The 22811-nt window shown below is 61.1% G+C and carries 22 protein-coding genes; 14 read left to right on the top strand and 8 right to left on the bottom strand.

Annotated elements, in window-relative coordinates:
* Window positions 1-11: 11 nt before the first annotated feature.
* From cmk to RVM26_RS05830, 6 genes are all read right to left on the bottom strand, one after another.
* Window positions 12-701 carry a (d)CMP kinase gene (gene cmk / locus RVM26_RS05855; RefSeq protein WP_287807592.1) on the bottom strand — a complete coding sequence of 230 codons (690 nt, stop codon included), beginning with the start codon at window positions 699-701 and terminating at the stop codon, window positions 12-14.
* The gene (locus RVM26_RS05850; RefSeq protein ID WP_498941385.1) at window positions 691-2979 is read right to left on the bottom strand and encodes a bifunctional prephenate dehydrogenase/3-phosphoshikimate 1-carboxyvinyltransferase; all 2289 of its coding nucleotides are present in this window, start codon (window positions 2977-2979) and stop codon (window positions 691-693) included. Before RVM26_RS05850 ends, cmk begins: the two co-directional genes overlap by 11 nt.
* Window positions 2976-4067: a prephenate dehydratase gene (gene pheA, locus RVM26_RS05845; RefSeq protein WP_039178103.1), complete on the bottom strand. Its 1092-nt coding sequence runs from the start codon at window positions 4065-4067 to the stop codon at window positions 2976-2978. The genes RVM26_RS05850 and pheA overlap by 4 nt, the downstream gene beginning before the upstream one ends.
* 5 nt (window positions 4068-4072) lie before the next feature.
* Window positions 4073-5176, bottom strand: a complete 1104-nt coding sequence (gene serC / locus RVM26_RS05840; protein ID WP_287807597.1) for a 3-phosphoserine/phosphohydroxythreonine transaminase — start codon at window positions 5174-5176, stop codon at window positions 4073-4075.
* On the bottom strand, window positions 5160-7859 hold the full coding sequence (gyrA, locus tag RVM26_RS05835; protein ID WP_039178108.1) for a DNA gyrase subunit A: 2700 nt from the start codon (window positions 7857-7859) through the stop codon (window positions 5160-5162). Before gyrA ends, serC begins: the two co-directional genes overlap by 17 nt.
* A gap of 153 nt (window positions 7860-8012) precedes the next feature.
* Window positions 8013-8447: an acyl-CoA thioesterase gene (locus RVM26_RS05830; RefSeq protein WP_016913749.1), complete on the bottom strand. Its 435-nt coding sequence runs from the start codon at window positions 8445-8447 to the stop codon at window positions 8013-8015.
* Between the two features lie 185 nt (window positions 8448-8632).
* On the opposite strand from RVM26_RS05830, the gene RVM26_RS05825 reads away from it, so the two are divergent.
* The 14 genes from RVM26_RS05825 (at window position 8633) to RVM26_RS05760 (ending at window position 20755) form a co-directional block, all read left to right on the top strand.
* Entirely contained in the window at window positions 8633-9571 is a 939-nt protein-coding gene (locus tag RVM26_RS05825) for a recombination-associated protein RdgC (protein WP_287807604.1), read from the top strand.
* A 64-nt stretch (window positions 9572-9635) separates the two neighbouring features.
* Entirely contained in the window at window positions 9636-10817 is a 1182-nt protein-coding gene (locus RVM26_RS05820) for a 1-acyl-sn-glycerol-3-phosphate acyltransferase (RefSeq protein ID WP_096923047.1), read from the top strand.
* 132 nt (window positions 10818-10949) lie between these two features.
* Complete coding sequence (locus RVM26_RS05815; protein WP_039178116.1) at window positions 10950-11231, top strand: hypothetical protein; 282 nt, start codon at window positions 10950-10952, stop codon at window positions 11229-11231.
* Between the two features lie 84 nt (window positions 11232-11315).
* Entirely contained in the window at window positions 11316-13352 is a 2037-nt protein-coding gene (gene metG, locus RVM26_RS05810) for a methionine--tRNA ligase (RefSeq protein ID WP_498941384.1), read from the top strand.
* 145 nt (window positions 13353-13497) lie between these two features.
* The gene (locus tag RVM26_RS05805; RefSeq protein ID WP_498941383.1) at window positions 13498-13629 is read left to right on the top strand and encodes a hypothetical protein; all 132 of its coding nucleotides are present in this window, start codon (window positions 13498-13500) and stop codon (window positions 13627-13629) included.
* A complete protein-coding gene (locus tag RVM26_RS05800) occupies window positions 13604-13771 on the top strand; it encodes a hypothetical protein (RefSeq protein WP_498941382.1) in 168 nt (55 codons plus the stop codon). The genes RVM26_RS05805 and RVM26_RS05800 overlap by 26 nt, the downstream gene beginning before the upstream one ends.
* Window positions 13768-14355, top strand: a complete 588-nt coding sequence (gene rsxA / locus RVM26_RS05795) for an electron transport complex protein RnfA (protein ID WP_498941381.1) — start codon at window positions 13768-13770, stop codon at window positions 14353-14355. Before RVM26_RS05800 ends, rsxA begins: the two co-directional genes overlap by 4 nt.
* Complete coding sequence (gene rsxB, locus RVM26_RS05790) at window positions 14355-14936, top strand: electron transport complex subunit RsxB (protein ID WP_498941380.1); 582 nt, start codon at window positions 14355-14357, stop codon at window positions 14934-14936. The genes rsxA and rsxB overlap by 1 nt, the downstream gene beginning before the upstream one ends.
* Window positions 14923-16590, top strand: coding sequence for an RnfC family protein (rsxC, locus tag RVM26_RS05785; RefSeq protein ID WP_498941379.1), 1668 nt, complete (start codon window positions 14923-14925; stop codon window positions 16588-16590). Before rsxB ends, rsxC begins: the two co-directional genes overlap by 14 nt.
* Window positions 16587-17630, top strand: coding sequence for an RnfABCDGE type electron transport complex subunit D (locus tag RVM26_RS05780; protein WP_498941378.1), 1044 nt, complete (start codon window positions 16587-16589; stop codon window positions 17628-17630). Before rsxC ends, RVM26_RS05780 begins: the two co-directional genes overlap by 4 nt.
* Complete coding sequence (locus RVM26_RS05775; protein ID WP_287807619.1) at window positions 17627-18262, top strand: RnfABCDGE type electron transport complex subunit G; 636 nt, start codon at window positions 17627-17629, stop codon at window positions 18260-18262. The genes RVM26_RS05780 and RVM26_RS05775 overlap by 4 nt, the downstream gene beginning before the upstream one ends.
* The gene (locus tag RVM26_RS05770; protein WP_287807621.1) at window positions 18259-18957 is read left to right on the top strand and encodes an electron transport complex subunit E; all 699 of its coding nucleotides are present in this window, start codon (window positions 18259-18261) and stop codon (window positions 18955-18957) included. Before RVM26_RS05775 ends, RVM26_RS05770 begins: the two co-directional genes overlap by 4 nt.
* A 15-nt stretch (window positions 18958-18972) precedes the next feature.
* Window positions 18973-19611 carry an endonuclease III gene (gene nth / locus RVM26_RS05765; RefSeq protein WP_039178135.1) on the top strand — a complete coding sequence of 213 codons (639 nt, stop codon included), beginning with the start codon at window positions 18973-18975 and terminating at the stop codon, window positions 19609-19611.
* 28 nt (window positions 19612-19639) lie between these two features.
* Complete coding sequence (locus RVM26_RS05760) at window positions 19640-20755, top strand: hypothetical protein (RefSeq protein ID WP_498941377.1); 1116 nt, start codon at window positions 19640-19642, stop codon at window positions 20753-20755.
* Here the strand turns inward: RVM26_RS05760 and RVM26_RS05755 are convergent.
* Window positions 20740-21792, bottom strand: a complete 1053-nt coding sequence (locus RVM26_RS05755; RefSeq protein ID WP_498941376.1) for a tRNA-queuosine alpha-mannosyltransferase domain-containing protein — start codon at window positions 21790-21792, stop codon at window positions 20740-20742. The genes RVM26_RS05760 and RVM26_RS05755 overlap by 16 nt on opposite strands.
* Window positions 21792-22799: an ArsA family ATPase gene (locus tag RVM26_RS05750; protein ID WP_287807629.1), complete on the bottom strand. Its 1008-nt coding sequence runs from the start codon at window positions 22797-22799 to the stop codon at window positions 21792-21794. Before RVM26_RS05750 ends, RVM26_RS05755 begins: the two co-directional genes overlap by 1 nt.
* Window positions 22800-22811: the final 12 nt, after the last annotated feature.

Raw genomic sequence — 22811 nt, 5'->3', positions numbered from 1 at the left:
GCAAGGGAGAATCAAGCGCCGTCAAGCATGCCCCGTAGGGCAAGCAGTTCGGTCAGTTGATCAACCACTTCCGGTATACTCAGGCGCGTGGTGTCAAGCGTAATGGCATCATCTGCCGGCTTGAGCGGAGCCACACTGCGCTGCGTGTCGCGTGCATCGCGTGCCTGAATCTCCTTCAAAAGACTCGACAGACTAGCATCCACCCCTGATTCCTGCAACTGCAGATGCCGTCTACGCGCCCTTTCCTCCGCACTGGCGGTCAAAAAAATCTTCAGCGGCGCCTCTGGAAACACCACCGTGCCCATATCGCGCCCATCCGCCACCAGGCCGGGGAATTGACAGAAATCCCGTTGCCGCTGAAGTAGCGCTGCGCGCACCTGCGGCAATGCGGCCACCTGGGAAGCACTCTCGCCCGCTTGCTCGGTACGAATGAGCCGACTGACGTCTTCGCCTTCCAGCAGCGTACGTGGCTGACCCTCTTCCACCGGGAAAGCAACGTCCAGAGTTGCCGCAATATCGGCCAGCGCCGCTTCGTCATCCAGCGCCACGTGATGCTTGACGGCCGCCTGGGCCGTCAACCGATAGAGCGCACCGCTGTCCAGCAGATGCCAGCCCAGTCGCTCAGCCACCAGACTGCTGATCGTGCCTTTACCGGCACCGCCGGGGCCATCGATCGTCAGCACAGGTACGTTAGCGGCCATGGGGGCCCTCCACCTCGACACGCATCCCGATACGCTGAGCCAGCGCAACGAAGTCAGGGAAGGATGTCGCCACGTTGGCGCAATCGTCGATGACGATCTCGGCACCCGCGCGCAGGGAGGCAATCGCAAACGCCATGGCAATGCGGTGATCACCGAGGCTATCGATGCGGCCACCGCCGTAACTCGGCACGCTCTCGTCACCGTTACCGATGATGTCGATGCCGTCTTCCACGACCGTATGCTCGACCCCCAGAGTCGCCAAACCATCTGCCATGGCCTGAATACGATCCGACTCTTTGACGCGCAGCTCTTCAGCTCCGCGCAGCCGCGTGGTGCCTTGTGCATTGGCCGCCGCAATGAACAGCGCCGGGAACTCATCGATGGCGAGCGGCACTTGATCGACAGGAATATCGATACCCTTCAGCGGCGCATGGCGAATACGGATGTCTGCCACGGGCTCGCCGCCTACCTCGCGCTGGTTTTCAAGCGTCAGGTCAGCGCCCATCAGGGTCAGAATATTGATGACACCGATACGCGTCGGGTTGATACCCACGTGCTCCAGCGTGATATCGGAACCTGGGGTAATGGCCGCGGCGACCAGGAAGAAGGTAGCCGAAGAGATGTCGGAGGGTACGTCAATCGGTCCCGCCGTCAGTTGACCGCCTCCCTGCAGCCAGCAAGTGTCGCCCTCGCGAGAAACGGCATAGCCAAACCCGTTGAGCATCCGCTCGGTATGATCGCGGGTCGGTGCTGGCTCGCGCACGCGGGTCTCTCCCTCGGCGTAGAGCCCTGCCAGCAGCAGGCACGACTTCACCTGAGCACTGGCCATGGGCATATCATAATGAATGCCTTTCAGCGCAGCGCCGCCATGAATTTTCAATGGCGGACGTCCACCCTCTGCCGTATCGATGGTCGCTCCCATCAGGCGCAGCGGGTCTGCCACACGCCCCATGGGGCGCTTGGTGAGTGACTCATCACCGGTCAATTCGCTATCGAACACCTGACCCGCCAGCAGCCCGGCAAACAAGCGCATGGCGGTGCCAGAGTTACCTACATACAGCGGGCCTGCCGGCGCCTTGAGGCCGTGCATACCAACCCCATGAATGGTCACACGCCCCTGGTGCGGGCCTTCGATGGCCACCCCCATTTCACGAAAGGCCTGCAAGGTGGCCAGACTATCTTCGCCTTCCAGGAAGCCTTTGACCTCGGTCACCCCTTCGGCCAACGCGCCAAGCATGATCGAGCGGTGAGACATGGATTTATCGCCTGGCACCCGCAAACGCCCCTGCGCCTGGCCGCCTGGCTGCACGCGATAAGTCACTTGACCGTGTGGTTGCATATGATATTCCGCCTGATAACTGGTTTTATTCAATAACGTATCAAAATAGTGGCGAGCATGACTGGCCCGGTCGAAGGTGGCAATCATCGCATCGCTGTCGGCACTTTCCACCGCCTGACGCAGCCGCTTGAGCCCCGCCTCGAAATCATCCAGAGAAGAGAGCACGGCGTCACGATTGGCCACGAAAATGTCGCGCCACATGACCGGATCACTGCCTGCAATACGGGTAAAATCACGAAACCCGCCCGCAGCATAGCGGAAGATATCCAGCCGCTCGTCCTGCCGCGCCAGCGTGTCCACCAGTGAAAACGCCAGCAAGTGGGGCAAGTGACTGGTGCGCGCCAGCACCTGATCATGGCGCTCGACGCTCATTTGCAGCACGTCGGCGCCGCAGGCTCTCCACAGGGTTTCTACTCGCGCCAGCGCTACCGGGTCGACATCCGGCTCCGGCGTCAGGATCACCTTGTGATTGACGTACAGCGATGGATTGGCGGCTGCCACACCGCTTTTCTCGGAGCCCGCAATAGGATGACCCAGCACGATATTGGGCATGACACGGCCGAATACGCGCTCGGCGCAGTCACGTATGGTGGCCTTGGTACTGCCGACATCGGTGATCACGACATCGGGAGCCGCCTGATCGAGAGAACGCGACAGCGTGCTCATCACGCTTTCCATGGCCAGCACCGGCACCGCCAGCACGACCATGGAAACGTCTTTCAAGCAGTTGGCAAGCTCGACACCGCCGGCATCCACCAGCCCCAGCTCGATGCCCAATGCCACTTCCTGCTCATTGGGGTCGCAGGCGATGATCTGGCCAGCGTAGCCCGAGGCACGCAATGCGGCGGCCAAGGAGCCGCCAATCAGGCCAAGGCCGACAATCAGAATGCGCGGCTCGACACACGCCACCCGAGGTGCAAGAGAAGGTGGAACCGTCACAGCACACCCTGAGGGTAGGAACCCAGCACCCGCAGTTCAGAGGCGCGAAGGCGAACTTCTTCCAGCACCGCAGCCACCTGGGGCTCGTCACGATGGCCCTTGAAGTCGATGAAGAAGACGTAGTTCCACACACCGGTGCGCGAGGGCCGCGTTTCGATACGCGTCAGATCGATCTTGTGGCGATGGAAGGGCTCCAGCAAGTCGTGCAGCGCACCGGGCTGGTTACGCATTGCCACGACGATGGAGGTCTTGTCTTCGCCCGACATGGGCACGTCCTGATTGCCAATGATCAGGAAGCGCGTGGAGTTATCCGGTCGGTCTTCGATTTTGTCGGCAATGCGCTCGAGGCCATACAGCTTGGCGGCCATGTCGCCGGCAATTGCGGCGCTGTGCCACTCGGTTTTCACCAGCTTGGCGGCTTCGGCGTTGGAAGAGACCGGCACCCGCTCGGCATGAGGGTAGTGAGCATCCAGCCACTTGCGGCACTGACCGAACGACTGAGGGTGCGAATAGATGCGTGACACCTTCTCTTGACGCGTGGTTTCACTGATCAAGAGATGGTGGTGAATGCGCAGCACCACTTCACCACAAATCCTGATGGAAGAGTCCATGAACGTGTCGAGGGTGTGATTGACCACCCCTTCGGTGGAGTTCTCGACGGGAACGACGCCATAGTTGACGGCCCCCGCCTCCACTTCCCGGAATACTTCATCGATGGCTGCCATCGGCAGGCTGACGGCGCTTTCACCGAAATGCTTCAACGCGGCCTGCTGGGTGAAGGTGCCTTCAGGCCCCAGGTAGGCAACCTTGACCGGCTGCTCCAGCGCCAGGCAGGCAGACATGATTTCGCGAAACAGCCGCGCCATTTCTTCTGAGTCCAAAGGCCCCTTGTTCAACGCCATGATACGACGCAGCACCTGGGCTTCGCGCTCCGGACGGTAGAACACCGCATCCTTGTCCTGAGCCAGCTTGACATGAGCCACCTGCTGGGCACAGTTGGCCCGCTCACTGATCAAACGCAGAATATCGCCATCCAGCTGGTCGATACGTTGACGCAAGTCGTCGAGATTGATCGGCGTATCGGACATGGGGGTTAGCCTCTTCGTTGTTCGAAATCTGCCATGAAGGCAATTAACGCATCCACCGCATCTTCCGGCACCGCGTTATACAAGCTGGCACGCATGCCGCCGACGCTGCGGTGACCCTTGAGATTCAGCAACCCGGCCTCGTCGGCCTCCTTGAGGAAGGCACCTTCCAGCCGGTCATCCGCCAGCACGAACGGCACGTTCATGCGCGACCGATTGGCTGTGGCGATAGGATTGCTGTAGAACTCACTGCCATCGATGGCCGCGTAAAGTTTTTGCGCCTTGCGCTGGTTCATGCGGTCCATGGCGTCCAGCCCGCCAATGTCGTTTTTCAACCACTGAAACACCAGGCCCGAGAGGTACCAGGCATAGGTAGGCGGGGTATTCACCATCGACCCTGCGTCAGCCAGCATCTGGTAGTCGAACAGCGAAGGGACGCTTGCAGGCGCCTTGCCCAACAGATCATCGCGGACGATCACGATGGTCAATCCCGCCGGACCGATGTTCTTCTGCGCCCCGGCATAAATCACCCCGAAGTCGCTGACATCGACAGGCCCCGACAAGATATTGGAGGACATGTCGCAGACCAGGGGCACGTCGCTGCCATCGGCACGGGTGACGTCTGGCACGTAGTCGAACTCCAGCCCGCCAATGGTTTCATTGGAGGTGTAATGCAGGTAGGCCGCGTCGCTGCTGAGCGACAGGGAAGCTTCGTCAGGCACCGCCAGATGTCCATTGGACTCGCTGCTGCCCGCCACATGGCAGGCAAAACCGAGCCGCTTGGCTTCGCTCAGCGCCTTCTTGCCCCAAATGCCCGTCTGGATGAAGTTGGCACTACCACCCCCACCCAGCAGGTTCATGGGAAGCATGGCAAACTGCATGCTGGCACCGCCCTGCAGAAACAGCACCTTGTACTGATCAGGGATGCCCAGCAGAGACCGCAGATCGGCTTCTGCCTGCTCGGCAATGGCAATGAACTCATCGCTGCGATGACTCATTTCCATCACCGACAAACCGCGCCCCTGATAGTCGAGCAGCTCACTGCGAGCGCGCTCCAGTACGGCAACAGGCAGGGCTGCGGGCCCTGCGCAAAAATTATAATGACGTGTCATCGGTTCCCGGTTCCTGTGCGCCATTGTCTTGTTCGTCTGGCTCGACCGCCTCGGGCGCTCCCGTATCTTCGGGCTCATCGACACGCACGGTTTTCACCAGCTGCTCTTCTTTGCCCAGGCGAATCAGCATCACGCCCTGGGTATTACGCGACGTGATCGACACTTCTTCCACCCGCGTGCGCACCAGCGTGCCACGGTCGGTGATCAGCATCATTTCATCGCTGTCATACACTTGCATGGCCGCCACCAGGGCGCCGTTGCGTTCGCTGGTCTGCATGGCAATCACGCCCTGCCCACCGCGACCACGCAGCGGGAACTCTTCCAGGCGCGTGCGCTTGCCATAGCCCTTCACACTGGCGGTGAGGATGTAGATCTGACCATCGCTCTGCGCCAGCTCGGCGGCATCTGCCGGGGCTTCCTGCTCGGCATCGGCGTCCGCTTCGGCATCGATTTGCTGGCTCTTGGGAATGATCAGGCTGATCACTTCCGCGTCGTCCAGCAGGCGCATGCCGCGCACACCGCGAGCGGTACGGCCCATGGCGCGCACGTTGCCTTCCTCGAAACGAATCGCCTTGCCATTGGAGGAGAGCAGCATGACGTGGTCGCTGCCCGAAGTAATCGCAGCCCCCACCAGGCGGTCGCCCTCTTCCAGATCGATGGCAATCAAGCCCACGCTGCGCGGGCGAGAGAACTGCTCGAGACTGGTGCGCTTGACGGTACCGTTGGCGGTGGCGAAGAAAATGTAGTGCTCGGGGTCGTAATCACGCACAGGCAGGATGGCGTTGACCGACTCGCCCTCTTCCAGCGGCAGCATGTTCACCAACGGCTTGCCGCGGGAACCACGGCTGGCGTTGGGCATCTCATACACCTTCAGCCAATACACCTTGCCACGATTGGAGAACAGCAGCACCGTGTCATGGGTCGAGGCAACCAGCAGATGCTCGATGACGTCCTCGTCCTTCATGGCCGTGGCGGACTTACCGCGACCACCCCGACGCTGAGCCTGATAGTCCGAAAGCGGCTGCGTCTTGGCGTAGCCCGAACGTGACACCGTGACCACCATGTCTTCTTCGGCAATCAGGTCTTCGATGGACAGGTCCAGGTGGCTGGCCTGAATTTCCGTGCGACGGTCATCGCCAAACTGGTCGCGCACCGCATGCAGCTCTTCCCGAATCACTTCCATGAGGCGGTCGGCAGAGGCAAGAATTTCTGTGAACTCGGCAATCTTTTCGAGAATCGACAGGTACTCATCCAGCAGCTTTTCGGTTTCGAGGCCGGTCAAGCGATGCAGACGCAGTTCCAGAATCGCCTGAGCCTGTGCAGGCGAAAGGCGATACTCGGTGGCCGAGGGGTTCAGTCCAAACCCTTCATCCAGGTCTTCGGGCTTGCAGGAGGTGGCACCGGCACGCTCCAGCATGGCCGTCACCTGGCCCGGCTGCCATACCTTGTCCAGCAGCTTCTCGCGGGCTTCGGCGGCATTGGGCGATGCCTTGATCAGCTCGATGACTTCATCGATGTTCGAGATGGCGACGGCCAGGCCTTCCAGCAGATGACCGCGCTCACGCGCTTTCTTGAGTTCGAACAGAGTACGCCGCGTGACGACTTCCCGACGATGACGGATGAACGCCTCGAGCATCTCTTTCAGATTGAGCGTGCGCGGCTGGCCATTTTCCAGCGCCACCATGTTGATACCGAAGACGTTCTGAAGCTGGGTCTGGGCAAACAGGTTATTGACCACGACCTCGCCAGACTCACCGCGCTTGACTTCGATCACCACACGCAAGCCATCCTTGTCGGACTCGTCGCGCAGTTCGGCAATGCCCTCGATCTTTTTCTCTTTGACTAGCTCGGCGATCTTTTCGATCAACCGTGCCTTGTTCACCTGATAAGGCAGCTCGGTGACGATGATGTGATCACGCCCGGTCTTGTCATCGTGTTCGATGGTGTGACAAGCGCGCACGTAGATGCGTCCACGCCCGGTGCGGTAGGCATCCAGAATGCCGGCACGACCATTGATGATGCCGCCGGTGGGGAAATCAGGCCCGGGGATGTACTGCATGAGGTCATCAACGGTCAAGGTATAGTCGTCGATCAGCGCCAGGCAACCATCGATCACTTCCCGCATGTTATGGGGAGGAATGTTGGTGGCCATGCCCACGGCAATGCCCGATGAGCCGTTGATCAGCAGGTTCGGCACTTTGGTGGGCAGCACCTCGGGGATACGTTCGGTGCCGTCGTAGTTATCGACCCAATCGACGGTATCTTTTTCGAGATCCGCCAGCAGCTCGTGGGCCAGACGCGCCATGCGCACCTCGGTATACCGCATGGCAGCCGCGTTATCGCCATCGATGGAACCAAAGTTACCCTGACCATCGACCAGCACGTGGCGCATGGAGAAGTGCTGCGCCATGCGAACGATGGTGTCATACACCGCACTGTCACCGTGGGGGTGGTACTTACCGATGACATCGCCGACGACACGCGCCGACTTCTTGTACGGTTTGTTCCAGTCATTCCCCAGCTCATGCATGGCAAACAGCACACGGCGATGAACCGGCTTGAGGCCGTCGCGCACATCGGGGAGCGCACGACCAATAATGACACTCATCGCATAGTCGAGGTACGACTGCTTGAGCTCGTCTTCAATATTGACGGGCAAGATTTCTCTGGCGATGTCACCCATGAAAGTCAGATCCTTTGCACTGCATTGGCACTGCGAGAGTTGAAAGCGCTTGAAAATGCCGCCTTTAGCTAACCATCAAGGCGGCGCGCAGAGTCGCTCACATCATACCACTGCATACGCATCAAGGGCAGTCGGTGACACCTCCATTGCTATTTAAGCCAAAAAGGCCTCTTTGCCGACCTGTAGCCCCATAAGCGCTTCACGCACGTCACCCTCGATGGTCGCCGCGCGATTTTGCTGCATGTCCAGCAGCACGAAGGTCAGATCCGCCTGGGCGACCACGCTGCCATCCTGACGCACGATGCGGTGATGACAAAGCGCGCTGCGCTCATTCACGTCGATGATGCCGGTCTGAACCGTCAAGTCATCTCCCTGCAAGGCTGCCGCACGGTAATCGATATTCAGATTCACCACGACGAACGCCCGCTTCGCCTGATGCAGCTGCTTCATCAATTGCGGGTGCTCATCGAAAAATGCCCAACGCCCCTCCTCCATGAACTCCAGGTAGCGCGCATTGTTGACGTGGCCGTAGCCGTCCAGGTGGTAGCCTCGCACCCGCATGGTAACGCTGGAAATCGCTTCAGACATGGCAACCTCTTTTATTGATGACAGTGATCAGCAGGTGCAGGCACCTGCCGGCGACAGACAGCGTGCCTCCACACAAATCAAACACAAGTTTAAAACTAGCGCAACAACATGACGGAACGCCAGAGTGCTGGCAGGAAAGAGCTGCTTTCGACATAATGTGCCACCTTTTAAACAGGATTGGTGACATGTGGTTCAAGCACCTGCATCTATATCGCCTGCACGGCGCGCCCGAGCTCGACAGCCACACCCTGGCCAACGCGCTGGATGAACACGCCGCCAAGCCATTGGGCAGTGCGGATGCTCGCCGACTAGGCTGGACCGCGCCCGCAGGCCGTCTGGGCGGCGGGCAGCGCCTGCACGAGATCCAGGGACATCGGCTGCTGTCGGCACTGCGCCAGGAACGTCTGTTGCCTGCCTCGGTGGTCAAGGAAGAAGTCGATGAGAAAGTCGCCGACATCGAAGCCAGCGAAGGACGCAAGGTGACGCGCAAGGAAAAGACCGCTCTCAAGGAGCAAGTCACTGAAGAGCTGATGCCCCGCGCGTTCGTGCGCAGCCAGAAAATCGACCTCTGGTGGGACACCCAGCACCAGCTGATCGGCATCAATGCCAGCTCGCGCACCCGCGCCGAAGACGTGCTGGACCTGCTGCGGGAAACCCTGGGCAGCCTCAAGGCAACGCCACTCAGCAGCCAGACGCTTCCAATACGCGCCATGACGACCTGGCTGGGCGACCCCGCCAGCCGCCCCGCCGACCTGCAACTGGGCGACCAGGTCGAGCTGAAGGCGAAAGGCGATGATGGCGTACTGCGCGCCCGACAGGTGGATCTGGATAGCGACGAAATACAGCAGCTGCTCGAAAGCGGCCGTCAGGCGAGCAAGCTGGCCATGCAGATAGAGGGCCGCCTGAGCTTCGTGCTTCACGATGACCTTGCTCTGAAATCTCTGCGTTTCGGCGATGCATTGATCGAAGAGGCCGACCATGCCGATGATGGAGACGACGCTCTGGCACGCCTGGAAACCGATTTCATCTTGATGGCTCAGTCGCTGTCCGAGGACATTCGCCGTCTCATGGCGTGGCTGGGCGGCGAAGCCCAGCGGGAACCGAGTGCGCTATCTGGCACCTAATGATGGGCAACCCCCTACCTTCTCGGTGAATCGTTCATTTACTTGCTGACACGTTACGGATCGCATGACTCAACACAATAACGCTCCTCACGCTGACGACACGAGTGACCCCTGGGCCGACATTCGGCCCTATATGGATCATGAGGTTCCTGAAGTTATTGCCCGGCTCTCTCGCGACACTGAGCTGCTGGACGCTTTGACCCGCTTTCGCCTGCCACGCATGGCCAAATGGGCTCCACCCCTGGCCAGGGCGCTGGCCGGTCATGCGGTGCGTCGTGAGGTCAAGGGCGTAACCAGTGTGCATGAATTTCAGATGCGCATTGCCCGTTACATGGAACGGATGATACGCACCACCACCACTGCCTTTGACGTTTCAGGCCTGGACAAGCTCGACGAGCACAGTGCTTATCTCTTTATCGGCAACCACCGCGACATTTCGCTGGACCCAGCATTCGTCAACTATGCGCTCTACCAGGCGGGTCGTGACACCGTGCGTATCGCGATTGGCGACAACCTGCTGAAGAAGCCCTACGTCACGGACTTGATGCGCCTGAACAAGAGTTTCATCGTGCCGCGCAGCGCCAGGGGAAAACGTGCCATGCTGGCCGCCTACCAGCAGCTGTCCGGCTACATTCGCCACTCGATCACCGACGACAACCACTCCATCTGGATGGCCCAGCGGGAAGGTCGCGCCAAGAACGGCATCGACCGTACCGACCCCGCCATCATCAAGATGTTGATCATGGCCAAACGGCTTGCCGAGCGCGACATCGTCTTTGGTGAAGCAGTAGCGGAACTCAAGCTGGTGCCTGTATCCATCAGCTATGAATACGACCCTTGTGACGTGCAAAAAGCTCAGGAACTGCACGACATCGCAACCCACGGCCGCTATGCCAAAAGCGAATTCGAAGACATCCGCTCCATCGTCTCCGGCATCACCGGCTCCAAAGGTCGCGTTCAGCTGCGCTTTGGCAGCCCGGTAGGCTCGGACATGGAGACCCCTGATGAAGTCGCCGCCGAGATCGACCGTCAGGTCATCGGTGGCTATCGGCTGTTCCCGAGCCACTACCTGGCCCTGGAAGCGCTGGGCGAAGCACCCGAGCTGGTGGCCCGCAAGTCGATCACCCGCCAGGACCGCGAACGCTTCAAGGCGCGGCTTGCCGAGGTTCCGGAAGCACTGCGACCCTATTGGCTGGAGCAGTATGCCAACCCCGTCAAGCACAAGGCTGGCAGGCTGAGCCTGTAATCCGGTTGCTCATCGGTCGTGTTAGGCAGGTCATGTGACTTTGCATGCTCAACATGCAAAAAAGTGCTATGGTCAAGGCATTCATTGGTCTCGCCAGGGCACCTGCCCTGGCGTGGTCTTAAGGAGATTCCCATGTCCGCATCAGAAATCCAAAAAACTCGTATTATCAACGAACTGCGTGGATTCATTCGCAAGCTTCTTCAGGATCCCAAAATTCTCGAGCAGTCGCTGACCATCGCCCGTCAGCAGCTGTCGGAAGGTAGCAGCCCCGCCATCATGGCGCGCATTGCCAATGAAATTTCCGACACCACCAGCGTGCACATCCCTGAAGACCCTGCCGAGCACTCCGATGCCGACAAGCTGTTTTTGGAACTGCTGCGCGAAGTGGTTCAGGAAGAGCAGGCGCTGTACTAGTTGTCGCTGGCTGCATGCCAGGTGGCGACACACGTTTATCTCACTCCATTTATTTTTTTTGCCTAGACGGAATCAACCTTCACCATGTCCAACACTGCTCCACGCAACATTCTGGTGACCAGCGCACTGCCCTATGCCAACGGTGCCATCCACCTGGGTCATCTGCTTGAGTACATCCAGACCGACATCTGGGTACGTTTTCAGAAAAGCCGTGGCCAGCAGTGCTACTACGTATGCGCCGACGACGCCCATGGTACGGCCATCATGTTGCGAGCCGAGCAGGAAGGCATCTCCCCGGAAGCGCTGATCGAAAGAGTCTCTCAGGACCATCAGCAAGACTTTGCTCGCTTTGGCGTAGGCTTTGACAACTATCACTCCACCCACTCCGAAGAGAATCGTCACTACAGCGAACTGATCTACAAGCGTCTGCGCGACAAGGGCCATATTGCGACCCGCGACATCGAGCAGATGTACGATCCCCAGAAAGGCCTGTTCCTGGCGGATCGCTTTATCAAGGGCACCTGCCCCAAATGCCATGCTGACGATCAGTACGGGGATAACTGCGAGAAGTGCGGCGCTACTTATACCCCCGCTGATCTGATCAATCCGGTGTCCGCCATTTCCGGCGCCACGCCCGAGGTGCGTAGCTCGACCCACTACTTCTTCAAGCTGCCGGACTTCGCCGAGTTCTTGCAACAGTGGATCAACGACGGTCACGTTCAGCCCCAGATTCGCAACAAGCTGATGGAGTGGTTCGAATCCGGCTTCAATGAGTGGGACATTTCTCGGGACGCGCCCTATTTCGGCTTTGAGATCCCGGATGCGCCCGGCAAATATTTCTATGTCTGGCTGGATGCCCCCATCGGCTACCTGGCCAGCTTCAAGAACCTGTGTGACCGCCAGGGCATCGACTTCGACAGCTTCTGGCAGCCGAACTCCAACGCGGAGGTCTACCATTTCATCGGCAAGGATATCGTCTACTTCCACGCCCTGTTCTGGCCGGCCATGCTCCATGGGGCAGAGTTCCGTACGCCCACGGCGGTCAACTGTCACGGCTTCCTGACCGTGGATGGTGCCAAGATGTCCAAGTCCCGTGGCACCTTCATCAAGGCTGCCACCTATGCCGAACACCTCAACCCCGAGTATCTGCGCTACTACTTTGCCGCCAAGCTGACCTCCAAGGTCGACGACCTTGACCTGAACCTCGATGACTTTGCCGCGCGCGTGAACTCGGATCTGGTCGGCAAGGTCGTGAACATCGCCAGCCGCTGTGCAGGCTTCGTCAAAAAGCTCGGCGGCGGAACGCTCTCCGAACATTGCGCTGAACCGGCCATGGTTGCCCGCTTCATCTCGGCCGGTGAGGATATCGCCGCCGACTTTGAAGCGCGTGAGTTTAGCCGCGCCATTCGCAAGATTATGGAATTGGCCGATGAAGCCAATGCCTATATCGCTGAAAAAGAGCCCTGGGCACTCGCCAAGCAGGACGGACGCGAACAGGAAGTGCTGGAAATCTGCTCGGTGAGCATCAACCTGTTCCGCCAGCTGATGGTCTATCTGGCGCCGGTGGTGCCGAGCATGGCGGAGCAAGCCCGCGAGTTTCTGGCGCTGGATACCCTCGATTGGGAAAGCCGCCAGAGCGTACTGGTGAACCACGCCATCAACAAATTCAAACCGCTGATGACCCGGGTAGAGCGAGACAGGATCGACGCCATGATCGATGCTTCCAAGGAGGATCTGGTGGAAGAGCAGAAACTCAAGAATACGCCCAAAGGCCCGCTGGCCGAGGATCCCATCGCCGCAGAGATCAGCTTCGACGATTTCGCCAAAGTCGACCTGCGGATTGCGCGTATCGCCAAGGCACAGTACGTGGAAGGCGCAGACAAGCTGCTGCAGCTGACCCTCGACCTGGGCGGCGAGACCCGCAACGTCTTTTCCGGCATTCGCTCGGCCTATTCTCCAGAAGCGCTGGAAGGACGACTGACCGTCATGGTCGCCAACCTGGCTCCGAGAAAAATGCGCTTCGGCCTGTCAGAAGGTATGGTGTTGGCTTCCGCTAATAACGATGGCATCTATCTTCTGTCTCCCGACTCTGGCGCGGAGCCCGGTCAGCGAGTCACCTGAGCCTGGCCTGATCAGTCGCGCAGCAGACGCCAGCAAGGGGCATGGCCAACCGCCTGCCCCTTGCTGTTTGAGGAAAATGAAAGTCAAGGAGAGTGAAGGGCTTCACGACGCTACCTTCATCGCGACAACAGGACTGAGTGCACCCATGGTTCAACGCTGGCCTTTGTCATTGCGTTTTCGCTTTCTTGCCCTGCTGGGCAGCGTATTGCTGTGCGCCATGCTGGCACTGGGGGCGCTGAGTCACCATCAGCGTGGGCGTGGGCTCGCTGCAGGATAGCCAGACGGCTCAGCCAAGCGCCGTCATGAGCACCGCCGACCAGGCGCTGTACTTGGCCAAGGCGCAAGGCCGGCACCGCGCCGTTCGATTTGCATCTCCGCTAGCCAGCGACGCCAGTTCCACGCACAATACGCCGCCATGAACGAACTGTTTGTCATCCTGATCAGCACCGCGCTGGTCAATAATTTCGTGCTGGTCCAGTTTCTTGGCTTATGCCCTTTCATGGGTGTCTCCAACAAGCTGGAGTCGGCCATGGGCATGTCTCTGGCCACCACCTTCGTGCTTACCCTGGCCTCGGCGGCCAGCTACGTGGTGTACCACGGCCTGCTGGTACCGCTGGACATTACCTACCTGCGAACGATCAGTTTTATCGTGGTCATTGCTGCCGTCGTACAGTTCACCGAGATCATGGTGCGCCAGCTGAGCCCGTTGCTGCATCAAGTGCTGGGTATTTTCCTGCCCCTGATCACCACCAACTGCGCCGTGCTCGGGGTGGCGCTATTGTCGCTCAACCGCGAACTGAGCTTTTTCCACACCACCCTCTATGGCCTGGGCGCGGCAGTAGGTTTCTCGCTGGTGCTGGTGCTGTTCGCCGCCATGCGTGAGCGGCTGGCCGGTGCCGACATACCGAAACCGTTCCAGGGCGCCGCCATTGCCATGGTGACCGCCAGCCTGATGTCGCTGGCGTTTCTGGGCTTTTCCGGCCTGGTGCAGGGGGCATCGTAATGGGCGAATCATTGTCATGGTGGGGGGTCGCCAGCGCCGTTGGCGCATTGACCACTCTGGGCCTGCTGTTCGGGGCGCTGCTGGGTTTGGCCAGCGCGCGCTTCAAGGGGGATGAAAATCCCCTGGTGGAGCAAATCAATGCGCTACTGCCACAAACCCAGTGTGGCCAGTGCGGCTACCCCGGCTGCCGCCCTTACGCCGAAGCGATCAACCAGGGCGATGCCATCAACAAGTGCCCGCCAGGCGGTGACGCCACGGTAGTGGCCCTGGCCGAGCTGCTGGGTCGCGAGCCAGCGCCCCTGGATGGCGAAGCCCCCAGCGAAGATCGCGTGGCCTTCATCCGCGAAGCCGAGTGCATTGGCTGCACCAAATGCATTCAGGCCTGCCCGGTGGATGCCATCATCGGCGCGGCCAAACAGATGCACACGGTCATCGAAGACGAATGTACCGGCTGCGATTTATGCGTCGCCCCTTGCCCGGTGGACTGCATCGACATGCTGCCACGACGCAAGCCGTTGAGTCAGTGGGAGCCCATTATCAGCGACCGCGCAACGCCAGGGAGTGCTCATGTCCCGTCATGATTTTCCCGGCGGCATTTATCCGCCCGAGCGCAAGCAGCGCTCACTCACCGCGCCGCTGAGGGTGGCCCCACTGCCTGCTCGAGTGGTGTTGCCCCTCGATCAACATGTCGGCAAGCCCGCCCTGCCCTGCGTGGCCGCAGGCGAGCGCGTTAAGGTGGGCACTGTGGTGGCCCGTAAAGGTGGGCTGGTATCGGCCAATGTGCATGCCAGCCTGAGCGGCACCGTGCGTGAGGTCAGCCCTCAGTCGGTGACGATCGTAGGCGATGGCGACGATGCGTGGCAGCGGCTGGCGCCGCTTGACTGGCGGCGGGCGGAGCCTTCAGCGCTGGTGTCACGCTTGGACGACAGCGGCCTGGCAGGGCTGGGCGGGGCTGGCTTTCCGACTCACGTCAAAGCACAGGTCAGCCTGCAACAACCCATCGATACGCTGGTGGTCAATGCTGCCGAGTGCGAGCCCTACATCACCGCCGACGACATGACGCTGCGCCACTATGCCGCCCAGGTGCTGGAAGGCGCGGCAATTTTGGCCACCCTGTGTGCTGCGTCGCGTATCGTCGTGGGTATCGAGGATAACAAGCCCGAGGCATGCCAAGCCCTGCAGGCGGCGCTGCCCCAGGTGCCATCACCGATTCCGGTGACGCTCGAGGTGATCGAAACCCGCTACCCCTGCGGGGGCGAGCGACAGCTGATCAAAAAGCTGCTGGGCAGAGACGTGCCCAGCGGCGGCCTGCCAGCGGATGTGGGCGTTCTGTGTCACAACCCGGGGACGCTGCTGGCGGCACAGCAGGCCATCTGTGAGGGCACACCGTTGGTCGAGCGCATCGTCACCCTGACAGGCGAGGCCATCGAACGGCCAGGCAACTACTGGGTACGTCTGGGCACCCCGATAGAGGGTCTGCTTCAGCAGGCGGGGCTGGCGCCGGATGCCCTGCATCAAGTGGTGGTGGGTGGGCCCATGATGGGGAGAGCGCTGGCATCGCTGGACGTTCCGGTCATCAAAACCACCAACTGCCTGATTGCCGCCACCCGCCAGGAACTGCCCCCGGCGCCAGACGCTTCCCCCTGTATTCGCTGCGGTGCCTGCGAAACCGTCTGCCCGGTGCAGCTGCTGCCCCAGCAGCTGCATTGGCACGCGCAAAGTGGCCATGACGCGGCTCTGGAAAAACAGCACCTGTTCGACTGCATCGAATGCGGCGCCTGCAGTTTCGTATGCCCCAGCCATATCCCGCTGGTGGCGGAATACCGCACGGCCAAACAGCGGATCCGCTTGAAGCGTATCGAAACCGCCAAGGCAGAGCACGCTCGCCACCGCTTCGAGTTCCGCCAGGCCAGGCTGGCCCGGGAAGAGGCGGAGAAGCAGGCTCGCCGCCAGGCGCGGCTTGCCCAGCAGCGTCAGCCGTCGTCATCGGGTGCCGAGCCCCGCGCCGCAGAGCTGCCAGCCGTTGACCTGCGCAGCTTGCGCATCGCACAGACCGCGGCCAGGGCGGCGGTCAAAAAAGCCGAGAAAGCGCTGGCTCGCGCCGTGGCAGAAGACCCTCAACAATCCCAGGAGGATTTGGAGATGCAGCTGGCCACTGCCCAGGAAAACCTGCTCGCCGCGGATGCCCGACTGGCCGATGCCAGAGCCCGCGAACGGGAGCAAACGACACCATGAGCATGCTCCAAGCCTCGACGCTGGGCCTTGCCCCTTCCTCGGCATCGATCATGCGCTGGGTCATCCTGGCGACCCTGCCAGGGCTACTGGCCATGACCTTCTATTTTGGGCTGGGGGTGCTGACCAACGTGGCAGTGGCCGCCGGCGTTGCCATGCTGGCGGAGGCCGCCATACTCGCCCTGCGCCGTCGCCGCGTGGTTGCTACCTTGACCGACGGCAGTGCCCTGCTGACGGGCGTTCTGCTGGGCGCCTCGCTGCCCCCCGGTAGCCCCTGGTGGCTGCTGGCGGTAGGGGCCATCGCCGCGGTGGTGGTCGCCAAGCAGCTGTATGGAGGGCTGGGGCACAACCCGTTCAATCCGGCCATGGTGGGTTACGCCCTGCTGCTGGTCTCGTTTCCAACTTATATGACACTGTGGCCAGTGCCGCACCAGGCAGGGTCGATGGCGACACTCTGGGCCCAGGTCAGCGGCACCTTCTCCGCTGCCGAGCTGGACGCGCTGAGTGGCGCCACGCCATTGGATGCCTTCAAGCATAAAGGACTGACAGGGGCAGATGAGTTCTGGGCGGCGGCTGCGCTGGAAGACACGGTACAGGCCTGGCGCATGATCGCGCTGGCGTGGCTGGCAGGCGGGTTGCTGCTGTTGTTCAAACGAGTGATCAGTTGGCATATTCCGGTTGCCATGCTGGGTAGCATGGCACTGATAGCGGCACTGCTCTACGGCCTGGACAGCGACCACTACGCCTCTCCGCTGTTTCATCTGACCATGGGGGCTGCCCTGTTTGGTGCCTTCTTCATTGCCACGGACCCGGTGTCGGCGGCGACCAGTCGGCGCGGCAAGCTGTTGTTCGGCATCGGCATCGGGGTGTTGGTCATGATCATCCGCACCTTCGGCGGCTATCCGGATGCCGTCGCCTTTGCCGTGCTGCTGATGAACCTGTGCGTGCCGCTGCTGGATCTTTACAGCGCTCCTGTTCCTACAGGGCATCGCCCCACAGAGCGTCGCCCCACAGGGCACCGCCCCCCGGCGAGGCGCCCATGACGCTCTATCAGGCCATGTGGCGTGGGGCGCTGGCGCTGGGCACCTTTGCGCTGGTAACGGCAGGCAGCGTAGCATTGACTCGCGCGCTGACCGCCGAACGCATCGAGCAGCACCAGCTGGCCTATCAATATCGCCAGCTGCAGGCAGTGCTGCCTGCCTCGCTGGTCACGGACTCACAGGCATCGCTGCTGGAAGACACCTTCGAGCTGCCTGAGCCCGAGCGGCTGGGCCACCGCGCGCCCACACACGGCTGGTATGTTCACCACCCAGACGAGGCTGCCGTCGTTCTGCCAGTCATCACCCACCAGGGCTACAGTGGTGCCATTCACCTGCTGGTGGGGATTGACCATGAGGGCCGTATCAGCGGCGTTCGGGTCACTCGGCACCAGGAAACGCCAGGGCTAGGCGATGCCATCGAACGCCAGCGCAGCGACTGGATCACTCGCTTCGATGGCTTGACACGCCACAGTCTACCCCCCGAAAGCTGGGCGGTGCGACAACAGGGCGGCGCGTTCGATGGCTTCACCGGGGCCACCATCACCCCAAGCGCGGTTATTAATGCCGTTCACGATGCCCTGCGCTATGCCCATGAGGTCCGTTTGCCCATCACCATCGAGGAGCCCGAGACATGACCCCATGGCAACAGCTGACCCAGGAAGGGCTCTGGCGCAACAACCCGGCCCTGGTGCAACTACTGGGGCTCTGCCCGCTGCTGGCCGTGAGCGCCAGCGTGGTCAATGCACTAGGGCTGGCGCTGGCCACCCTGCTGGTCATGGTCGGGGCGAGTACGACCATCTCGTTGATTCGCCATCAGGTGCCCAGCGCGGTGCGGCTACCCGCCTTCGTGATGATCATTGCCGCCTTCGTGACCTGCGCCGAGCTGTTGATGGCCGCCTTTGCCTATTCGCTCTATCAAATTCTGGGCATTTTCATCCCATTGATCGTGACCAACTGCGCCATCCTGGGACGTGCCGATGCGTTTGCCTCGCGCCAGCCGGTACTTCCTGCGGCGCTGGACGGGTTCATGATGGGGCTCGGGTTCGGCTGGGTGCTGGTCTTGCTGGGAGCGATCAGAGAGCTGCTGGGCCAAGGGACGCTGTTCCACAACATGCATCTGCTGCTGGGCCCCAGGGCCGCCGAGTGGCAGATAACGGTGATGGACGACTATCAGTTTCTGTTTTTCATGTTGCCGCCAGGGGCCTTTTTCGTTGCGGGCCTGCTGATCGCGCTCAAGAATGTCCTCGACCAGCGCCAGCGCAAGGCACAGCCCTCCCCCACCCACGAGCGCAGCGAACGCCGCGTCCGGGTCACTGGCATCATCAAATAGTCTGGAGAAACGTTCATGAATGCCCAGAAACGACAGGAGATTTTTGCCCGCCTGCAGGCGGAAAATCCGCACCCCACCACCGAGCTGAACTGGAGCACCCCCTTCGAGCTGCTGGCTGCGGTACTGCTCTCGGCACAGGCCACTGACGTGGGTGTCAACAAAGCCACCGACCGACTGTTTCCGGTGGCCAACACCCCCGAAGCGATCATCGCGCTGGGCATCGAGGGACTCAAGGAGTACATCAAGACCATCGGCCTGTTCAACACCAAGGCTGAAAACCTGATGAAGACCTGCCATATTCTGGTGAACCAGCATGGCAGCGACGTGCCGCAAACCCGTCAGGCGCTGGAAGCCTTGCCGGGTGTCGGGCGCAAGACCGCCAACGTCATTCTCAATACCGCCTTTGGGCAGCCCACCATCGCCGTGGACACGCATATCTTCCGAGTCTCCAACCGGACGGGCATCGCCAAGGGCAAGGACGTGGTCGAAGTGGAGCAGAAGCTGTTGCGCCATGTGCCCAAGGCTTTCAAGCAGGACGCCCATCACTGGCTGATCCTGCATGGCCGCTATACCTGTATCGCTCGCAAGCCACGCTGCGGTAGCTGTATCATCGAGGATCTCTGCGACTATAAAGACAAAACCGAGCTGGCTTGAACGTTTGGGCCGCCCCAGGGAGCTGTCCATGCCCAGCACAGACCACAGTACCATCTCAAGTACCAGCAGCCGCTCTGCCCTACGGCTTCACCAGCGCCCTATCCACGAGCGAATCGACGCGCTGCTGGCTCTCTCCCGCCAGCACGCAGAGCACTTCTGCAGTCCTGACGCGTGGCTGGCACGGCAGCGCTATCTGGCGCAGCACCCTACTTCACTTCTGGTGATGAAGTGCATGGATGGCCGTATCCACCTTCCCCATGCCACCCGCACCCCGCTGGGCATCATCACGCCGTTTCGCAACCTGGGGGGTATTTTCGACCTGGGCTGGCCTTACCTGGGTGAGCTGCTCACCGATTCGGTGCTGGCGGCAGCGCAGCAGGGGCGCGGCACCTTGATGTGCATAACTTATCACTACTCCGCCGGACAGCAGCAGCGGGGCTGTGCAGGCTTCGGCTGCGATACGGCGGCCGCCCGGGCTCACGCATACGGCATTGCCGAGCAGGCGGGCAGACTGTTTGGCAAGGACCACCAGCAGGTGTACCCGCTGGTGTGTGGCTTTGAAACGGATAGCGACGCGCTGGTGATTCATGGCAAGGCAGGAGCGGTCCTGGACATTCGCGACTGGGTAGGCCAACCGGCAGATGCCCTGGCCATCCGTCTCGCCGCCGTCTGCCCGGATATGCCTGACGACATACGCAGTGACCTGCTACCGCTGCTGGAAGGTAACCTGGCCCATGTCACTAGCCTGTATGGCACCGCCCGGGCGCTGGATATCGAACACCGTGAATGGGTCATTTGCATTGGCCGAGGTTTCGATTTTCTTCACCTGCCCAATACTGCACTGATCATCGGTCCCTACGGGCCCGACCTGGCAGAACCCATTGGCACGGCGGCGGATATCATCGCCGCCAACATGCTCCATGGCCGCATTCCAGACGATGGCTTCATGCTGCTGGCCTCGACCCCTTATCAACACAGCGGCGTCGATCGCGCGCGGGCAGAGCTGAAATCCCAGTTCCTGTCGCGCTTTGCCGCACAGGTGATCGGCCAGCGTCATCCTGAGCTGGCCAGCAAGATGCGACCTCACACGGCCGTGGTGCACTGGCCTACCAGGCGTCTTGACCTGCTTCAGTCCAACAACTGACGATACGCCTCACGCCACTGGGACCACTCCCAAGGCGACGTATCCAGCCGCTCAGGGGCGGCCACCGCACCTTGTAACCACGCGGCAAGGCGCCGATAGAGCCCCTCCCGTGTCCCATCGTAACGGTAGGCATCAGGATAGAGTTCCGGAAAGCAGAGTCTGTCCGGCACCAGCGGCCACGCGCCACGCTGGGCAGCCTCCATGATGGCCAGCCCCTGAAACTCATGCCAGGTGGTCGACACGACGATACCACCGCCGTTCAACAGCGCTTGATACTGCTCCTCTGGCTGAGGCCCCCAACAGACGAGATGCTGCGCCAGCCGCACCTGCGCCTCGGCAAAGATGGCGGGCTCGTCGCGAAACCGTTGGCCCATGACGGCAAGTTCGAAAGGCACGCCCTCCTCACTCAGCCTGAACAACACCGCAAAGAAGTCCTCGGGGTTCTTGTCGTACTCCCAGCGGTGGTTCCAGACGATTCGGCGAGGTGGCGGTGCAACGTCGGGCCGCTGCGCCAGCGGCTGCAAGGGCACCGGCAGCACTTTTGCCGAACGCCTCAGCCGCTCCAACGGCGCGGCGGCCGGCAGGTTCTCGGGCATTTTTTTCAGAAATTGCCTGACGCCAGTAAAAAAGGAATCGCGGTTATAGACGGTGTTGAATACCAGGGTATCCGCCGCCAGGGCCGCGTAGAGATTGACCATTTTGGCTTCGACCTGGGGCACCTGCTCGCTGGACTCCGGGTAGGCAAACTGGTTCTCGTGGAAATAGACGATCTTGCGGGCCTGGCCCAGGTGCGGAAAAAGCCCGACCAGCGTGGCCATATCCACCATGGAGGTGGCCAGCACCACATCGAAGCGCTGGCTGAGGGTAGCGTGTTCCTTCAACCACCAGCTCAGCGGATTACCGCGTATGCGCCAGGCAAAATGGCGCGGTGGCAAGCTCAGCAATGTCCATTCCACATCCGTCAGTTCAGCCATCAAACTGTTTGCCCAGTAACGATGGCTGACCGCCTCGTAGGCGGAAAGCAGTAATACCCGCATCAAAATCCTTGCTGTTCAAGCTGGGCAGCCAACTGCTCCAGCACCTCAATACCTTGTACATCCGTCGGCAGCCAAGGTAGCACGGGGCGCGGCAGGTGGCGAAAATGTTGTTCGATGCGCGCCAGATAAGTGGCCTCCTGCTGCCGCCTGGCTGCCAGGAACTCGCCGTCGGCGTCTGCGGGAATCACCCGATTGATGAGCACCCCCGCCACCGGGATACCCACCTCCTCCAGTGCTTTCACCGCACGATCGGTTTCCAGGATCGGCAGCCGCTCGGGGGTCATGACGAACAAGAAGCTGCAGGCGCTTTTATCCTCGATACGCCGTCGTGCCTGGTGAAACAGGCGGCGGCGCTCGATCAGCGTGCTGGCCACGTCGCGGGTGCGTTCATCCAGGTCTTCCAGCGGGTCTTGGGTGGGGTCGTCAAAGGGCGTGGCCACGTCCCTGCCTCGCTTGGGGGTCAGATGCTCCAGCACCTTGCCCAACTCAGCGGATTTGCGGTTATGGGCCAGCAGCCCGTCGGTCCACGCGGCCATGGCCTCGGGCAGGGTCAGCAGCCTTAGGGTATGCCCCGTGGGCGCCGTATCGAAAATGATCACGTCATAGGGGGCCTCATCGTCCACCATCAGACGAGCCAGCCGCTCCAGCAAGGCGGCCTCCTGGGTGCCGGGAGACTGACGTGTCAGGCGCATCTGCCGCTCCAGCTCCTGCATCATTTCTGGCGCTGCATAACGCCGCATCTGGGCCACGACGCGGGCAAGGTGTGCTTCCACTTCACGGTCGGGGTCGATCTCCATGGCATCCAGGTTGGGCAACAGGCGGCGAGGCGTATCGCCCAACTGCCTGTCGAACACATCGCCCAGGCTATGAGCGGGGTCGGTGGAGACCACCAGCACCCGTTTGCCTCGGCTGGCGGCCAGCACGGCCAATGAGGCCGCCACGGTGGTCTTGCCAACGCCCCCTTTGCCACCTACCCATAGCAGGCGTCGTTTCAATACAGCGTGCATGGTCTGTCCTGA

The organism is Halomonas sp. KM072 (genome assembly GCF_050710315.1).
In the GTDB taxonomy this organism is placed as follows: domain Bacteria; phylum Pseudomonadota; class Gammaproteobacteria; order Pseudomonadales; family Halomonadaceae; genus Vreelandella; species Vreelandella hamiltonii.
Note: the sequence above shows the minus strand (reverse complement) of the source record. Positions and strands in the feature narration are given on the sequence as shown.

Coding starts and splice junctions, on each gene's coding strand:
- metG (WP_498941384.1), top strand. CDS start 11,316: ATGTCCAACACTGCTCCACGCAACATTCTGGTGACCAGCGCACTGCCC.
- RVM26_RS05770 (WP_287807621.1), top strand. CDS start 18,259: ATGACCCCATGGCAACAGCTGACCCAGGAAGGGCTCTGGCGCAACAAC.
- serC (WP_287807597.1), bottom strand. CDS start 5,176: ATGACACGTCATTATAATTTTTGCGCAGGGCCCGCAGCCCTGCCTGTT.
- RVM26_RS05805 (WP_498941383.1), top strand. CDS start 13,498: ATGGTTCAACGCTGGCCTTTGTCATTGCGTTTTCGCTTTCTTGCCCTG.
- gyrA (WP_039178108.1), bottom strand. CDS start 7,859: ATGGGTGACATCGCCAGAGAAATCTTGCCCGTCAATATTGAAGACGAG.
- rsxC (WP_498941379.1), top strand. CDS start 14,923: ATGTCCCGTCATGATTTTCCCGGCGGCATTTATCCGCCCGAGCGCAAG.
- RVM26_RS05755 (WP_498941376.1), bottom strand. CDS start 21,792: ATGCGGGTATTACTGCTTTCCGCCTACGAGGCGGTCAGCCATCGTTAC.
- RVM26_RS05830 (WP_016913749.1), bottom strand. CDS start 8,447: ATGTCTGAAGCGATTTCCAGCGTTACCATGCGGGTGCGAGGCTACCAC.
- rsxA (WP_498941381.1), top strand. CDS start 13,768: ATGAACGAACTGTTTGTCATCCTGATCAGCACCGCGCTGGTCAATAAT.
- rsxB (WP_498941380.1), top strand. CDS start 14,355: ATGGGCGAATCATTGTCATGGTGGGGGGTCGCCAGCGCCGTTGGCGCA.
- cmk (WP_287807592.1), bottom strand. CDS start 701: ATGGCCGCTAACGTACCTGTGCTGACGATCGATGGCCCCGGCGGTGCC.
- RVM26_RS05815 (WP_039178116.1), top strand. CDS start 10,950: ATGTCCGCATCAGAAATCCAAAAAACTCGTATTATCAACGAACTGCGT.
- RVM26_RS05820 (WP_096923047.1), top strand. CDS start 9,636: ATGACTCAACACAATAACGCTCCTCACGCTGACGACACGAGTGACCCC.
- RVM26_RS05760 (WP_498941377.1), top strand. CDS start 19,640: ATGCCCAGCACAGACCACAGTACCATCTCAAGTACCAGCAGCCGCTCT.
- RVM26_RS05750 (WP_287807629.1), bottom strand. CDS start 22,799: ATGCACGCTGTATTGAAACGACGCCTGCTATGGGTAGGTGGCAAAGGG.
- nth (WP_039178135.1), top strand. CDS start 18,973: ATGAATGCCCAGAAACGACAGGAGATTTTTGCCCGCCTGCAGGCGGAA.
- RVM26_RS05775 (WP_287807619.1), top strand. CDS start 17,627: ATGACGCTCTATCAGGCCATGTGGCGTGGGGCGCTGGCGCTGGGCACC.
- pheA (WP_039178103.1), bottom strand. CDS start 4,067: ATGTCCGATACGCCGATCAATCTCGACGACTTGCGTCAACGTATCGAC.
- RVM26_RS05780 (WP_498941378.1), top strand. CDS start 16,587: ATGAGCATGCTCCAAGCCTCGACGCTGGGCCTTGCCCCTTCCTCGGCA.
- RVM26_RS05825 (WP_287807604.1), top strand. CDS start 8,633: ATGTGGTTCAAGCACCTGCATCTATATCGCCTGCACGGCGCGCCCGAG.